General features: G+C 72.0%; 14 protein-coding genes. 5 read left to right on the forward strand and 9 right to left on the reverse strand.

Annotated features, from left to right (window positions below; genetic code table 11):
* The coding region (locus tag AOK24_RS23650) for a PAS domain-containing protein (RefSeq protein WP_240554079.1) at window positions 1-1118 on the reverse strand (1118 nt) is incomplete at its 3' end.
* A 92-nt stretch (window positions 1119-1210) separates the two neighbouring features.
* Between AOK24_RS23650 and AOK24_RS23655 the strand changes: the two genes are divergently transcribed.
* Window positions 1211-2626, forward strand: coding sequence for a lipase maturation factor family protein (locus AOK24_RS23655; protein ID WP_055722082.1), 1416 nt, complete (start codon window positions 1211-1213; stop codon window positions 2624-2626).
* Here the strand turns inward: AOK24_RS23655 and AOK24_RS23660 are convergent.
* Genes AOK24_RS23660 through AOK24_RS23680 form a run of 5 tightly spaced genes read right to left on the reverse strand, consistent with a single transcriptional unit; the run spans window position 2614 to window position 6772 of the window.
* Window positions 2614-3435, reverse strand: a complete 822-nt coding sequence (locus AOK24_RS23660; RefSeq protein WP_055722083.1) for an amidohydrolase family protein — start codon at window positions 3433-3435, stop codon at window positions 2614-2616. The genes AOK24_RS23655 and AOK24_RS23660 overlap by 13 nt on opposite strands.
* Before the next feature lie 13 nt (window positions 3436-3448).
* Window positions 3449-3763: an L-rhamnose mutarotase gene (locus AOK24_RS23665; RefSeq protein ID WP_055722084.1), complete on the reverse strand. Its 315-nt coding sequence runs from the start codon at window positions 3761-3763 to the stop codon at window positions 3449-3451.
* Window positions 3760-4698 carry an aldo/keto reductase gene (locus AOK24_RS23670; RefSeq protein WP_055722085.1) on the reverse strand — a complete coding sequence of 313 codons (939 nt, stop codon included), beginning with the start codon at window positions 4696-4698 and terminating at the stop codon, window positions 3760-3762. The genes AOK24_RS23665 and AOK24_RS23670 overlap by 4 nt, the downstream gene beginning before the upstream one ends.
* On the reverse strand, window positions 4695-5450 hold the full coding sequence (locus tag AOK24_RS23675) for an SDR family NAD(P)-dependent oxidoreductase (RefSeq protein WP_055722086.1): 756 nt from the start codon (window positions 5448-5450) through the stop codon (window positions 4695-4697). The genes AOK24_RS23670 and AOK24_RS23675 overlap by 4 nt, the downstream gene beginning before the upstream one ends.
* Complete coding sequence (locus AOK24_RS23680) at window positions 5447-6772, reverse strand: L-fuconate dehydratase (protein ID WP_206191256.1); 1326 nt, start codon at window positions 6770-6772, stop codon at window positions 5447-5449. The genes AOK24_RS23675 and AOK24_RS23680 overlap by 4 nt, the downstream gene beginning before the upstream one ends.
* Window positions 6773-6922: 150 nt before the next feature.
* Here AOK24_RS23680 and AOK24_RS23685 point away from each other — a divergent pair, with 150 nt between their 5' ends.
* The 3 genes from AOK24_RS23685 to AOK24_RS23695 all read left to right on the forward strand — a co-directional run bounded on the left by AOK24_RS23685 (window position 6923) and on the right by AOK24_RS23695 (window position 9460).
* The gene (locus AOK24_RS23685) at window positions 6923-7633 is read left to right on the forward strand and encodes a FadR/GntR family transcriptional regulator (RefSeq protein ID WP_055722088.1); all 711 of its coding nucleotides are present in this window, start codon (window positions 6923-6925) and stop codon (window positions 7631-7633) included.
* Between the two features lie 187 nt (window positions 7634-7820).
* Window positions 7821-8927, forward strand: a complete 1107-nt coding sequence (locus AOK24_RS23690) for a C1 family peptidase (protein ID WP_055722089.1) — start codon at window positions 7821-7823, stop codon at window positions 8925-8927.
* 32 nt (window positions 8928-8959) lie between these two features.
* Entirely contained in the window at window positions 8960-9460 is a 501-nt protein-coding gene (locus tag AOK24_RS23695; protein WP_055722090.1) for a hypothetical protein, read from the forward strand.
* Between the two features lie 36 nt (window positions 9461-9496).
* Here the strand turns inward: AOK24_RS23695 and AOK24_RS23700 are convergent, their stop codons facing one another.
* The 3 genes from AOK24_RS23700 to AOK24_RS23710 are packed head-to-tail and all read right to left on the reverse strand — an operon-like array spanning window position 9497 to window position 13235.
* Window positions 9497-9823: a protease inhibitor I42 family protein gene (locus tag AOK24_RS23700; protein WP_055722091.1), complete on the reverse strand. Its 327-nt coding sequence runs from the start codon at window positions 9821-9823 to the stop codon at window positions 9497-9499.
* A gap of 13 nt (window positions 9824-9836) precedes the next feature.
* Window positions 9837-11390, reverse strand: coding sequence for an alpha-L-fucosidase (locus AOK24_RS23705; RefSeq protein WP_055722092.1), 1554 nt, complete (start codon window positions 11388-11390; stop codon window positions 9837-9839).
* Window positions 11391-11399: 9 nt separating this feature from the next.
* On the reverse strand, window positions 11400-13235 hold the full coding sequence (locus AOK24_RS23710; protein ID WP_055722093.1) for a beta-N-acetylhexosaminidase: 1836 nt from the start codon (window positions 13233-13235) through the stop codon (window positions 11400-11402).
* Between the two features lie 198 nt (window positions 13236-13433).
* Here AOK24_RS23710 and AOK24_RS23715 point away from each other — a divergent pair, with 198 nt between their 5' ends.
* Window positions 13434-14777, forward strand: a complete 1344-nt coding sequence (locus tag AOK24_RS23715; RefSeq protein WP_055722094.1) for an amidase — start codon at window positions 13434-13436, stop codon at window positions 14775-14777.
* Window positions 14778-14874: the final 97 nt, after the last annotated feature.

A 14874-nucleotide genomic window follows, 5' to 3' on the forward strand; every position in this document is an offset into this window, starting at 1 on the left:
CCCTGGACGTCGCCGATGACCGCGCCGACCTTGCCCCCGGGCAGCGGGATCAGGTCGTACCAGTCGCCGCCGATGTCCCGGCCGAGGGAGCCGCCGATGGTCGCGGCCCGGTAGCGGACGGCGATCTCGGCGCCGGGGACGCTGGGGATGGTGCGCGGCAGCATGGCCTGCTGGAGGCCCTGCGCGATGTCCTTCTCCTGCTCGTAGAACATGGCGCGCTGGAGGCTCTGCGCGATGCTGGAGCCGAGCGCGACGAGGATGTTGCGCTCCTCGGGGGTGAAGCCGCGCCGGTCGTTGTAGAGCAGGCCCATCGCGCCGATCGGGCGGGCCTGCACGATCAGCGGGAGGTAGGCGGCGGAGGTGATCCGCAGGTCGGCGAGGTGCGGCCACAGGACGGGGTAGCCGGCCGCGAACTCCTGCGGCGACTCGATGAAGCGCGGGGTGAGCGTGCGGACGACCTCGCTCATCGGGTACGGCTCGTCGATCCGGGTGACGAGCGTGCCGGGCACGAAGCTGCCCTCGGGGCCCTCCGCGACCAGCCGGATGCGGCCCGCCTCGACGAGGCCCATGACGAGGCTGGTGGCGCCCAGGTGGGTGAGACCCTGGGTGTCCTTGAGGACGTCGATGACGTCCTGCACGGTGCGCGCGTGCGCGAGCGCGGCCGTGGTGAGCTGGACGACGTTGGTCTGCTCGCGGCGCGCGTCGTCGCGTGCGGTCTCCTCCCAGCGGCGCGCGAGGTCGTCCAGCTCCTGGGTGGCGTCGCGGACGATGCCGACGATGCGGCGGGGGCGGCCCGTGTCGTCGCGGCTGATGTGGCCCTGCGTGTGGGTCCAGCACAGGGTGCCGTCGCGGCGCTGGAGCCGGAAGTAGCAGCCGTAGTTCTCGCTGCCGTCCTTGATCGCCTGCGCGACCAGCGCGTCCAGCCGCTCGCCCTCCGCCCTCGGCACGCGCACGCTCAGGGTCTCCGGGTTCCCGTCGTACTCGTCGGGCCGCAGGTCGAAGATCTCGTGGGCCCGCGCGTCCATGAGGAACCGCCCGGAGTCCAGGTCCCACTCGAAGCTGCCCATGCGGTTGAGCGCCAGGACCGGGTCCGGGCGCGCGGGCCAGTCGTCCGGCATGCGCCCACTGTGACAGGGTTTAGGGTCTTTCACGACCGGGAGAGCGACAGGCGTCATACAAGCGGACAACCCCACCACCGAGAGTCACGACCATGGACTGGTTCACCTCCGACACCGCCTGGCTGAGCCGCCTCCTCTTCCAGCGTGCCCTCGCCGCCGTCTACCTGTGCGCGTTCCTCACCGCCGCCCTCCAGTTCCGCGCCCTGCTCGGGACACGCGGCCTGCTCCCCGTCCCACGCTTCACCGCCCGCGTCCCGTTGCGCAGCGCCCCGAGCCTCTTCCAGCTCCACTACTCCGACCGCTTCTTCGGGGCCTGCGCCTGGGCGGGCTGCGCGCTGTCGGCGGCCCTGCTGGCCGGTGCGGACGCGCTGCTGCCCCTGTGGGCCGCGATGCTGCTGTGGCTGCTCCCCTGGGTCCTGTACCTGTCGATCGTGAACGTCGGCCAGACCTGGTACGGCTTCGGCTGGGAGTCCCTGCTCCTGGAGACCGGGTTCCTCGCGGTGTTCCTCGGCAACGACGAGGTCGCCCCGCCCCTGCCGGTGCTGCTCCTGCTGCGCTGGCTGCTGCTGCGCGTCGAGTTCGGGGCGGGCCTGATCAAGCTGCGCGGCGACGCGTGCTGGCGGAAGCTGACGTGCCTGGACTTCCACCACGAGACCCAGCCGATGCCGGGCCCGCTGAGCTGGTTCTTCCACCATCTCCCGCGCCCGGTGCACCGCGTGGAGGCGGCGGCGAACCACGTCACCCAACTCGTCGTCCCGTTCCTGCTGTTCACCCCGCAGCCGGTGGCGACGGCGGCGGCCTCCCTGATGATCCTGACCCAGCTCTGGCTGGTCCTGTCGGGCAACTTCGCCTGGCTGAACTGGCTGACGATCACCCTGGCCCTGTCGGTGATCGAACTCCCCTCCCAGCGAAGGGAGTTCCCCGAGACGCCCCTCTGGTACGAGGTCCTGGTGCTCGCCGTCGCGGCCCTGCTCCTGTTCCTGAGCCGCCACCCCGTCCGCAACATGCTCTCCCGCCGCCAGGTCATGAACCGCTCCTTCGACCCCCTGCACCTGGTCAACTCCTACGGCGCCTTCGGCAGCGTCAGCCGCACCCGGTACGAGGTGGTCATCGAGGGCACGCTCGACGAGGTCCCCCACGCCGAACAGGGCTGGCGGGAGTACGAGTTCAAGGGCAAACCGGGCGACCCGAAGCGCTGGCCCCGCCAGTTCGCCCCCTACCATCTGCGCCTGGACTGGATGCTGTGGTTCGTCGGCCTGTCCCCCGAGTACGCGGGCACCTGGTTCACGACCCTGGTCGAACGCCTCCTGGAGGGCGACCCGGCGACGCTGAAGCTCCTGCGCCGGGCCCCCTTCGACCGGCCGCCCCGCTACCTCCGCGCCCGCCTCTTCCGCTACCGGTACACGGACCGGCGGGAGTTGAGGCGGACGGGCGCCTGCTGGCACCGGACCTACGTCCGCGAGTTCCTGTCGCCGACCCGTCTGGATCGCCCGGTTCAGAGGCCGTAGACCCGGACGGCGTTCTCCTCGAAGATCGCCTCCCGGTCCCCGGGGTCGGTCAACTCCTCGGCCGCCGCGAGGACTTGCGCATAGCTCGCGACCTCCGTGCACACCGGCCAGTCCGACCCGAACATCAGCCGGCCGGGGCCGAAGGACTCCAGCGCGATGTCCACGTACGGCCGCAGATCGGCGGCCTGCCAGCCGGCGCCGGCCTCGGTGACCAGCCCGGAGAGCTTGCCGACCGTGTTGGGGTGCTGGCCGAAGGCGCGGAGGTCGCCCACCCAGGTGGCGCGCAGGCCGGAGGAGATGAACGGTTTGCCGAGGTGGTCGAGGACGAAGACCAGGTCGTCGTGCTCGCCGACGGCCCTGACGCAGGAGGGGAGTTGGTGCGGGACCACCACCAGGTCGTAGACGAGCCCCGCCTCGGCGACCGCGCGCAGGCCGCGCCGGACGTCGGGGCGCTGGAGCCACCCCGGGTCGGATTCGCCCTGGACCTGGTGCCGGATGCCCTTCAGGTAGGCGCCGCCCGGGAGTTCACGCAGCCGCGCGAGTTCCTCGGCGATGCCGGGGTGGGTGAGGTCGGTCCAGCCGACGACGCCCGCGACGAGGTCGTGCGCGTCGGCCAGGGCGAGGAACTCGGGGGTCTCCTCGGCGACGGTGACCGTCTGGACGAGCACCGTCCGGTCGACGCCCGCCGCCCGCGCCTCGGGGGCGAGGTCGGCGAGGGCGAAGTCCCGGCGGAGCGGGCTGTGTTCGGGGATCCAGTCCTGGTCCCTGACCGACAGGTCCCAGACGTGGTGGTGGGCGTCGACGGTCACGACGTCTCCCCGCTCACGGCAGCTCCCAGACGACCGGCAGCCCGGCGTCCGCGCCCTCGCCGGAGTAGTCGTGGACGACGTCGAGCAGTTCCGCCATCCGCGCCTGCCACGCCACGTTGACCGGCAGCTTCTCCAGCTCGGCGAGCAGGCGGCCGTAGTCCTCGCACTCCAGGACGTGGAAGAGGTCGGTGCCGCTGCGCCAGATGGTCCAGGAGGACGCCCCGGCGGCACGGATGGCGTCCGTGAGTTCGGCGGGCACCTCCCGGTGTGCGGCCTCGTACTCCGTGATCCGGTCGGCCCGGACCGTGGTGTGCAGGGCGATCCTCACAGCCCGGCCTCCTTCCAGAAGGCGTCCGGCACCGGGGTCGCGAACTGTTCGGCCCCGTCGACGACTTCGGCCGCCGACCGGGCGCCGACGAGCACGCTCGCGACGGCCGGATGCGCGGCGCAGAACGCGAGCGCCGCGGCCCGCAGGGTGATCCCGTGCCGGTCGGCGACCGCCTTGAGGCGCAGCGCCTCGTCCAGCAACTCCTGCGGCGCGGCGGTGTAGTTGTAGGTGGCGCCCGGCTTCGGGTCCGCCAGCAGGCCGGAGTTGAAGGCGCCGCCGATCACCACCGAGACGCCCCGCTCCTCGGCGGCCGGGAGCAGGTCGGTGAGGGCGCTGCGGTCGAGGAGCGTGTAACGCCCCGCGCACAGCACGACGTCGACGTCCGTCTCCCGCACGAACCGGGTGAGCATCGCCGTCTGGTTCATGCCGGCGCCGATGGCTCCCACGACCCCCTCGGAGCGGAGCTTCTCCAGCGCCGGGTAGCCCTCGTCGAACGCCTGGCGGGCGTGGTCGTCGGGGTCGTGGAGGTAGACGACGTCCACGCGGTCGAGGCCGAGGCGTTCGAGGCTGGACTCCAGGCCGCGGCGTACGCCGTCGGCGCTGAAGTCCCAGACGCGGCGGTGGGAGTCGGGGACCGCGAAGCCTTCGGCGAGGTCGTCGCCGGTGGCCTCGGCGGGTTCCAGGAGGCGGCCGACCTTGGTCGAGATCGTGAACCCGTCGCGCGGGCGGTCGCGCAGGGCCGCGCCCAACCGCCGTTCCGAGAGGCCGAGTCCGTAGTGGGGGGCCGTGTCGAAGTAGCGGATTCCCTTGTCCCAGGCGGCGGTTACCGCCTCGGTGGCCTGCTCGTCGGTGAGCGGGGTGAAGAGGTTGCCGATGCCGGCGGCGCCGAAGCCGAGCGCGGTGACGTCGACGCCGGTCCGGCCGAGGCGGCTCACTGCTTCACCGGCCGCAGCCGCAGCCCCTGCATGCCGCCGTCCACCGCGAGGGACGTGCCGGTCGTCGCGCCCGCGAGCGGGCTCGCCAAGTAGGCGATGGCGGCGGCGACTTCGGCCGCGCTGACCAGGCGCCCGGACGGCTGCCGGGCCTCCAGGGCGGCGCGTTCGGCGGCCGGGTCGTCGGCGGCGTCGAGGAGGCGGCCGACCCACGGGGTGTCCGCCGTACCGGGGTTGACGCAGTTGACGCGGATGCCCTCGCGGAGGTGGTCGGCGGCCATCGCGAGGGTCAGGGAGAGCACCGCGCCCTTCGTGGCGCCGTACAGGGCCCGTTGGGGCAGTCCGGCGGTCGCGGCGATCGAGCAGGTGTTGACGATCGCGGCGTGGTCGGAGGCGCGCAGGTGCGGGAGGGCGGCGCGGGTGGTGCGGACCATGCCGACGACGTTGACGTCGAAGACGCGGTGCCATTCGGTGTCGTCGTTGTCCTCGACGGTGCCCTGGGCGCCGATGCCCGCGTTGTTGATCAGGATGTCGAGGCCGCCGAGGCCGGTGACGGCGGCCTCCACCGCGGCGCGTACGGAGGCGTCGTCGGAGACGTCGGCGCGGTGGCCGGTCAGGGGTTTGTCGACGCCGGACGGGTCGAGGTCGAGCACGGCGACGCGTGCGCCGCGCTCCGCCAGCAGGTCGGCGGTGGCCCGGCCGATGCCGGAGGCGCCGCCCGTGACCAGTGCCGTGAGCCCCTCGAAGTCGTTCATGCCGCCTCGTTCTCCTTCAGGTCCGCGAGCCAGAAGGCACCGTCCGGGAACCGGTAGCGCGCGAGGGACTCCGGCCGCATGGCGGCGGAGAAGCCCGGCGTGGTCGGTGCCATGTAGTGACCTTCCCTGATGACCACCGGATCAAGGAAGTGGGCGTGCAAATGATCCACATACTCGATGACTCTGTCCTCAATCGTCCCTGATAGAGCCACATAGTCGAACATCGAGAGATGCTGGACGAGTTCGCACAGGCCGACGCCGCCCGCGTGCGGGCAGACGGGCACGCCGAACTTGGCGGCGAGCAGCAGGATGGCGAGGTTCTCGTTGACCCCGCCGACGCGGGCCGCGTCGAGCTGGAGGATGTCGAGGGAGCCGGCCTGGAGGAGCTGCTTGAAGACGATCCGGTTCTGGACGTGCTCGCCGGTGGCGACCTTCACGGGCGCGACACCGCGCCGTACGGCGGCGTGGCCGAGGATGTCGTCGGGGCTGGTGGGCTCCTCGATCCAGTACGGGTCGAAGGGGGCGAGCGCGTTGGTCCAGCGGATCGCCTCCTCGACGTCCCAGCGCTGGTTGGCGTCGACGGCGATGCGGACGCCGGGGCCGACCACGTCGCGGGCGACCCGGCAGCGGCGTACGTCGTCGTCGAGGTCGGCGCCGACCTTCAGCTTGATCTGCGTGAACCCGTCCGCGACGGCCTCGGCGGCGAGCCGCGCGAGCTTCTCGTCGCCGTACCCGAGCCACCCGGCGGACGTCGTGTACGCGGGATAGCCGCGCTCCAGGAGGGCCGTACGCCGCTCCTCGGCGCCCTCCTTGCCCCGGCGCAGGAGGTCGAGGGCCTCGGCGGGGGTGAGGGCGTCGGTGAGGTAGCGGAAGTCGATCTGGGCGACGAGCCACTCGGGGTCGGCGTCGGCGAGGAGCTGCCACAGGGGTTTGGCGGCGCGTTTGGCGGCGAGGTCCCAGACGGCGTTGACGACGGCGCCGATCGCCATGTGCATCACGCCCTTCTCCGGTCCCAGCCAGCGCAGCTGGCTGTCGCCGATCAGGGCGCGGCTGACGCTTCCGGGGTCCGCGCAGATCTCGGCGACGTCGCGGCCGACGACGTGCGCGCGCAGGGCGTCGATCGCGGCGACCTGGACCTCGTTGCCCCGGCCGATGGTGAACGTGAAGCCGTGCCCCTCGTGGCCGTCGGCGGCGTCCGTGCGCAGGACGACGTAGGCGGCGGAGTAGTCCGGGTCCGGGTTCATCGCGTCGGAGCCGTCGAGCTCCCGCGAGGTGGGGAAGCGGATGTCGTGGGTGTCGACGGCGGTGATGCGTGGGCTCACGGGACCCCTCTCGGTCGGATCAGCCCTGCATATTTATCAGACCAATTTCCCTCTCCAACACCCCTTGAAGCGGTTCGGTCCGGATTTTCTCACAGAGTGGTCCGACCACTTCGGTCGCTAGACTCCCCGCACGGCTTCAGGAGGACGACGGTGGACGACAGCACGGGGACCGCCCCGCGACAGGGCACGGTGACGCAGCGCGCCATCGAGCGGATCAAGGCGATGATCGCGGAAGGGCTCCTGGAGCCGGGCCAGCGGCTGCCGACCGAGCGGGACCTCGCCGCCCAGCTCGGGATGTCCCGCAGCTCGATGCGGGAGGCGATCCGGGCGCTCACCGTCCTCGGGGTCCTGGAGGCGCGGCACGGGTCGGGGATCTACGTCACCGCGCTGGACGCCGGGGACCTGCTGGAGACGTTCGGTGTCGTCGCCGACCTCTCGCGAGGGGCGCGGCTCGTGGAACTCCTCGAAGTGCGGCGGGTGCTGGAGTCGACGGCCACGGCGCTGGCGGCGGCGCGCATCACGGACGTCCAACTCGCCGAGGTCGCCGAGCACTTGGCGGCGATGAACGCGACCGACGACCCGGAGGTGATCCTCGCGCACGACCTCGCCTTCCACCGGGCCATCGCGGTCGCCGCCGGGAACGAGACGATGGCCGCGATCCTGGAGGGCCTGTCCTCGCGCACGTTCCGCGCCCGCGTGTGGCGCGGCTACGAGGAGGAGGGCGCCTTCGACCGGACCCGCCGCGAACACGCCGCGATCCACCGGGCGCTCACGGCACGGGACCCGGAAGCGGCGCGGGCGGCTGCCGCCGCGCACGTCGGCGAGGTCGAGGAGTGGCTCCGGGCCCAGTTGAGCGCCTGAGGAAACGACCTCGCCCGACGGGGATTTGACAGGCGGGTTTCCGAAAGCGGTTGCACTGACCGGGGGTTGGCACTCCACAACGCAGGGGGCCGGACAACTCCGTACCCGGCTCCGCATTCCGTCGTATTCACGCCCTTTGCGTTCTCTGACTAGCCTCCGTGTTCCGCAGCAGCGAGGAGGTTCCACCATGCCTGTCAACGACCCGCTCGACCTCGGCCACCTCAGGTCGGTGCTCGACGACGCGGGCAACCCGTGGCGCATGGCCGTCACCAGCATGACCTCCCTCACCGAGGCACAGCGCGTGCTCCGTCTCGGTGTCCCCGTCCAGGAACACGAGGTGGCCGAGGCCGAGAGCGCCCGGCAGAGCGACCGCGCCGCCGCCCTCGCCGCGACCGCCGACTCGGTCGGCGCGCCCAGCGCCTTCGACCTGCGCAATATCGGCGGCGCGAACTACACGACGCCGGTGAAGGACCAGGGCGGATGCGGGTCCTGCGTCGCCTTCGGGTCCGTCGCGACGCTGGAGCACGTCACCCGGTACACGAACCGCACACCGAACCTCGACGTCGACCTCTCCGAGGCGCAGGCGTACTACTGCTACGGCCGTGCGGCGGGCGCCACCTGCGGCTCCGGCTGGCTGCCCGAGCCCCTCGCCGACAAGGCGCGCGACTCGGGCGTCACGATCGACGCGTACTTCCCGTACACGGCCGGTGACCAGGACTGCTCGAAGCTCAACGCGGACTGGCCGAACCGGCTGGTCAAGGCGCGGTCCTGGCAGCAGGCGAACAACCCGGCGACGATGAAGGAGCTGATCTCCGCCTACGGTTCGGTCGTCGCCTGCTTCTACGTCTACCAGGACTTCTTCTCCTACGCGGGCGGCGTCTACCGCCACCGGACGGGCTCCCTGGCCGGCGGCCACTGCGTCACCCTCGTCGGCTACGACGACGCCCAGCAGTGCTGGATCGCCAAGAACAGCTGGGGCCCCGGCTGGGGCGAGCAGGGCTTCTTCCGCATCGGGTACGGCGAGTGCTCGATCGAGTCCTGGCACACCCTCGGCTTCCTCGGCACCGTCATCCGCGACTGGCTGCCCGACCAGCGCATCCTCGCGCTGTGGAGCAACGAGGCCGACGCGAACGTGTGGGCGTACGGCGAACTGCGCGGCTGGCTCAGCCTCAACGGCTCGGTGGGCGCGACCGACGCGGCGATGCTCGCGGAACTCGCCGCGTCCAAGGCGAACGGCGCGAAGGTCGGCCTCTACGAGGACAGCGGCACCGTCCAGCAGATCTACGCCTGGTGAGCCGGGCGCGACAGGAAACGGAGGGCACGACGATGAGCCCGCAGCGACAGGACACGCAGGCAGGACCCCAGCACCGGCCCGCGACCCAGGAGGCCCGCTCCTCCGCCGCCCAGGACGAGGCCGGTCGGCCCGTCCTGCTCCCGCCCGGCGTCGACGCCGGCCCCGCCGGGGGTGCGCTCGGCGCCTCGGGGAAACCCGCCGGGGACGCCATGGTCCAGCGGTTCGAGCTGACCCCGGCCGGTGAGGCACGCCCGACACTCACCTCCGCCGGGCAGCTCGCGGCGGCACAGGCCGGCACCGCGATCACCGGGACCTGGACGCAGAACGTCGTCGTCGACGGCCTGTGGTGCATCAACCAGACCCGCAACGCCTACTTCCGCGTCAAGGGCGGCGGTTGGAAGAAGATCTACAACGCCACGGACTGGGCGTTCACGGCCCTGACGACCCTGGCGTCCCAGGCCCGCCAGACCAACCACGCGATCTCGTTCCGCGAGGAGTCGGACGGGATGGTCCACGAGATCTACCTCTGGTAGCGGCCCCCGGGTCGGAGGAGGAGAGCGGGCCGTACGTCAGACCACGGTGACCCGGAGCGCGTACTCCCCCTCGTTCTCCCCCTCCGCCTCCCACGGGCGCCGGTACGCCAGCTCCAGCCGCCCCTCCCCCGCCTTCTCGGCGCGCAGCCTGAGGACGCGGGTTCCTCCGGCCCCGACCAGTTCGGCTCCGGCCGGCCCGGGCGGGGCCGGGGTGTGGTCGTCGCCGGTCACGTCGAGGCCCTCGATGCCGGTGATCTCCCAGCGGTAGCCGGTCGACGGGTTCTCGGGCAGTTCGACGACGACGTCGTCACCGGCCCGCACCCGTACGAGGGAGTCCCGCGCCGACACCCGTACCTCACCCACAGAGCCTCCCAGCTCAGACCGCCGACCTGTACAGCCGGAACTCCGCGACGCGGACCGCCGCGACCCGCGCCCCCGTCACGCGGACCCGCCACTGCCGGGCCCGCACGGGCGCGGACAGCCGCAGGACACGGCTCGCCCCCATCGTCCCGGCCCGCGCGACCTGCGTCCACACGCCCCCGCGCAGCGCCTCCACGACGAACGCCTCGACCTGCTGCCCCTCGCGGATGTCCTCGGCGAGGCGGACCCGGTCGACGTCGGTGTCGGCGGGGAGTTCCACGGTGACCTGGTTCGGCCCGGACGTCGTACGGCCGTCCAGGGCCAGGTCGTAGGGGAGTTCACGGTCGACGCGCTCGCGGAACTCCCGCAGCCGGGTGACGTCGGACGCGTGGAGCAGCCCCTCCGTGTCCGGCGGGACGTTGAGGAGCAGGACCGCGCCCCGGCCCACCGAGCCGAACCAGATCTCCGCCAACTGGGCGACGGACTTGGGCTGTTGGTCCGCGTGGTAGAACCAGCCGTCACGGATGGACACGTCGCACTCGGCGGGCCACCACTGGAGGAAGTCGGTGTTCGGCCGGGCCCGCACGAGCGCGGTCCGGCTGCCCTGGTCGGCGGTGTCGTAGGACAGGGCCCAGTCGGTGCGGCCGTACTGGTTCTCCTTGACGGGGATGGTGTTCCACTCGTTCTCGCGGGCGAGCCCCGCCTCGTTGCCGACCCAGCGGACGTCGGGGCCGGTGACCGCGATCGTCGCGTCCGGGGCCAGGTCGCGGACCAGGGTGTACCAGCTGTCCCAGTCGTAGCTCTCCACCTTGTCCGGCGGGATGTGGCCCTGCGCGCCGTCGAACCAGACCTCGTCGACGGGGCCGTACTCGGTGAGCACTTCGTAGAGGGTGTTGAGCATGTGGGCGCCGTAGTCGGTGGCGTCGAGCGTCCAGAAGCGGGCGGGGGTGCGGTCGTCCGCGGCCGTGAGGGTCGGGATCGTGCGCGCGGTGCGGGCGCTGCCGTTGGCGTAGACGCCGTGGAGGTACTGGTTCTCGTCGGCGGGCGAGAGGTAGACGCCGGTCTTGAGGCCGTACCGCCGCATGGAGTCGGCGAAGGAGCGCAGGACGTCACCCCGGCCGCCCTGCCAACTGCTGGACGCCACCGAGTGGTTGGTGTACCGGGTGGGGTAGAGCACGAAGCCGTCGTGGTGCTTGACGGTGAGGATCGCGAGCTTGAAGCCGCCGTCCCGCAGGGCTCTCGCCCACTGGTCGGTGTCGAGGCGGGTGGGCTGGAAGACGTCCGGGTCCTCGTCCCCCGTCCCCCACTCCAGGCCGGTGAACGTGTTCACCCCGAAGTGCAGGAACGCGGTCCGCTCCAGGCTCTGCCACGCGAACTGCCGCGCGGTGGGCCGGAGTTGGGACGCCTTGCGGACGAGGTCGGCCTCGGTGTCGGTGGGGAGGACGGGGATGCGGGAGAGGTCGGCACGGACAGGGGGTGTGCTTCCCGGCAGCGCGTTCGCCCCCGACGGCACCCCGGCCGCCACGGCCGCGACGGCCGACGCGACGAACACACGGCGTGAGACAGGCATCGGCTCTCCTCAGCTCAACTGCCATACGGTGGGCGGCTTCTGGTCCGGCGGGTACTGCGCGAGCCGCCCGTCGGACGTCGCGCTGATCGCCATCCGGGTGATCGCGTTCACCAGCAGGTGGCCGCCGGGGACGGGCTGGAGTTCCCAGCGCTGGACGGTGCTGCCCGCGTCGCAGGCCGCGCGGGTCGCGACGACTCCGGGCTGGAGCGGGGTGTTGAGGGTGAGCCTGCCGCCCCGGATGTCGAGACAGCCGTCGGAGGCGCGGAGGGTCGCGTATCCGTCGGCGGTGCGCGCCAGGTCGTACGTCCCGTACGAGCGTCCGCCCGCGCCCAGGGTGTAGCGGCCGTTCGCGACCGGTACGCGCGTGAGGTCCCGCCACCCCGGCGCGTGCCCAACTGCTGTGCCGCGTGCGGTGAATTGGGCGTACGTGGTGTCGGGGTGGGGGTCGCCCCAGGTGGCCTGTGCGATGTGGCGCAGGGCGGGCCAGAGGGCGGTGGCGACCTCGTTCTCGGTCTCGCCGCGTCCGTTGTCGGGCCACAGGCTGATCTTCGCGCCGACGATGCCGGTGGCGGAGGCGACCTTCTCGCCCTCGAAGCTGCGCGGGTCCCAACTCTGGTCGTACAGACCGGCGGTGTCGGAGTGGAAGCCGCCCCGGATCAGGTAGAGGGCGTAGGCGGCGTTCAGCAACGGGTAGCCCTGGGCGATGAGTTGACTCGGTTTCACGGCGACGTTCAGCCAGTGCTCGACCGTCGTGCCGGGGGCGACGGGGACGGTGTTCGCGCCGGTGAGGCCGTCGTTCCAGATACGGAGCCTCTTTCCCTTCGTGGCCGCGTACGCCTGGACGCGGTTCACGAAGTCGACGAAGGCGTCCTGGGGCGTGGCGTTCGCGCCGTACTTCTGGCGGGCGTAGGCCAGGATCTGGGGGTACTTGGCGAAGTCGGAGCCGAGCATGTACTCGTCGGCGCCCATGTGCCAGGCGCGGGCGGGGAAGACCTCCGCGTACTCGTCGATCAGGCTCGTGTAGTAGGTGAACGCCGCCTGCTGGGTGACGTCGAGGCGGCTGGGCTGCTTGACGCCGCCGGCGTCGGTGAGCTGGAGGTCGGGGCGGTTCTCGATCCAAGGGTCCATGTGGCCCGGGGAGTTGATCTCCGGAACGATCTCGACGTGGTAGCGCTCACCGAGGGCGACCAGGCGGCGGATCTCGTCCTTGGAGTAGTAGCCCCAGGTGTTGGCCTCGGGGTGGGCGTCGCTCTTCACCTTGAGTTCCAGGAGGAGTTGGTTGAGCTTGTGGTAGCTCATCTCCCGGACGAGGTTCTCCAGCCAGGGCATCGAGACGTGGATGTAGCAGGCGCAGACACCGACCCCGCGCTGCGGATAGCGGGGCGTGTCGACGGTCCGCCCGCCCGGCAACCGCTCGCCCTGCGCGAGGAGTTGGAGGACCGTACGGGTGCCGTAGAAGGCGCCGGTCTCGGTGGCGCCGGTCACCGCGAGGGTATCGCCCGACCGCAGCTCGTAGCCCTCGGCGCCGAGAGCCGTACGGGCCGGGTCGACGTCGATGACGACGTCCCCAGCGTGCGGTGTGCCGTCGGTGACCGGGACCGTGCCGTGTCCGGCGTCGCGCAGGTCGTCGGCGAGGACGGTGGCGACGCGGTGCTCGGCCGGGGTGCCCGCGATCAGGCGGGTGCCGGTGCCGTAGGCGTAACTCCCGGGCTCCGGCGTCCAGTCGGTGAGGGCCGGGACGGTGACCGGCGGCTGTGCGGCGGTCGACGCCGTCGCCGGGGGCGGCGCGGCGAAGAGAAGGAGGGCCGCTGTCACGGCACCAAGGATCTGACGACAAGCCCGCATACAAGGCCCCCAGGTCATCGGATGTATCGAATGGTCGGGCCGCGGGAGTTGGCTGTCAATGGGGCAGGAGGGGACCGATTGATCGGATGGGACGGGGGCTTCTCCGGAGGCGGTACCGAGCCGGTTCCGGGAAGATCTCGACGTGTACGCACCACGGGAGGCAGAGTTCTCCCACACCCCGTACCCCGAGGAGCGCCCGTGACCAGTTGGGTCGGCCGGACCGCCGCAGAGATCGCCGCCGCCGTCCGCGAGAAGCGGGCCACCCCGCGCGAGGTCGTCGCCGAGCACCTGGCCCGCATCGAGCGGCTCGACGGGGCGGTGGGGGCGTTCCGGGTCGTCCGCAAGGACGCCGCGCTGGCCGAGGCACATGAGCTGGCCGCGCGCGATGATCTGGGCGAACTGCCCCTTGCCGGAGTGCCGTTGGCGGTCAAGGACAACCTCGCTGTGCGGGGCGAGTCGCTGCGGGCCGGGTCCGCCGCCACGCCCGACACGCCGTCCGCCGAGGATCACGTCACCGTCGCCCGGCTGCGGGCCGCCGGGGCGATCGTCGTGGGGCTCACCAACGTGCCCGAGCTGTGCGTCTTCGGGACGACCGAGGGGGTGCACGGGACCTCCCGCAACCCCTGGGACCTCGCCCGCACGGCCGGCGGGTCCTCCGGGGGGAGCGCCGCCGCCGTCGCCGCCGGGATGGTGCCGATCGCCCTCGGCAACGACGGCATGGGGTCCCTGCGGATTCCGGCCGCGAACTGCGGGCTCGTCACCATCAAGCCCGGCCACGGGCTCGTACCGGCCGGGATCGGGGACGGTGACTGGTTCGGGCTCTCCGAGAACGGGCCCCTCGCGACCACCGTCGGCGACGCCCGGCTCATGCTGTCCGTCCTCGCCGGCACGGAGGTCACGCGGCCCGCGTCTCCCGGGTTCCTGCGGATCGCCGCGTCCGTGCGGAGCCCTGTCGCCGGTACGCCCGTCAGCGAGCCGTACGTGGTCGCCGCGCGCGAGGCGGCTCGGGTGCTGAGCGGGGCGGGGCATCGGGTGCGGCGTGCTGATCCGCCGTATCCCCTCTCTCTTGCGGCTACCTCTCTGGCGTACTGGACCGCCGGGACCGCTGTCGACGCGCAGCCGCTCGATCCTCGGCTGCTCGTTCGGCGGACCCGGGTTCATGCTGCCGTGGGGCGGCGGTTTCTCGGGGCCGTCCGCAAGGGGGTGGCCCGGGAGAGGCTGCGGGGGCGGTTCGAGCCGTTCTTCGCCGAGTACGACGTGTTGCTCACGCCCGCGCTGGCTCGGCGCGCGCCCAAGTCGGCGCCCTGGCATGAGCGGGGGTGGGTGCGGAATCTCCTCGTCAACTCCAACTACTCGCCGTTCACGCCGCCTTGGAATCTGACGGGGTGGCCTGCGATGGCTGTGCCCCTCGGCACGCATCCCTCCGGGGTGCCGACCGCTGTCCAACTGGTCGGCAAGCCGGGGAGTGAGGGGCAATTGCTCAGGCTGGCCGAGCAGTTGGAGGAGTTGAGGCCGTGGCCAAGGACAGCGCCTATGGAATAGGGGGGTCGGTTGTGTGGCGGGGGCGGGTGGTGTGTGGCTGGTCGCGCCCACGCGGCGGTAGCCGCAAATCAGATACAGCCCCGCGCCCCTAAAAAGA

The sequence above is a fragment of the Streptomyces niveiscabiei genome (assembly GCF_001419795.1).
Classification (GTDB): domain Bacteria; phylum Actinomycetota; class Actinomycetes; order Streptomycetales; family Streptomycetaceae; genus Streptomyces; species Streptomyces niveiscabiei.